At 53.9% G+C, this 204-nt stretch carries 1 rRNA gene; it reads left to right on the forward strand.

What is annotated here, in order from left to right:
• Nucleotides 1–204: ribosomal RNA gene (locus C9411_RS25450) — 23S ribosomal RNA — on the forward strand; the annotation flags it as partial.

A 204-nucleotide genomic window follows, 5' to 3' on the forward strand; every position in this document is an offset into this window, starting at 1 on the left:
GAAACAGGTTAATATTCCTGTACTTGGTGTTACTGCGAAGGGGGGACGGAGAAGGCTAGGCTAGCCGGGCGACGGTTGTCCCGGTTTAAGCGTGTAGGGGGTGTGACCTGGTAAATCCGGTTGCATACTAACCCTGAGGCGTGATGACGATGCACTACGGTGCAGAAGTAGTTGATGCCCTGCTTCCAGGAAAAGCCTCTAAGC

Origin of the sequence: Serratia sp. Nf2 (assembly GCF_003028435.1) — a bacterium.
Lineage (GTDB): Bacteria > Pseudomonadota > Gammaproteobacteria > Enterobacterales > Enterobacteriaceae > Serratia > Serratia marcescens_L.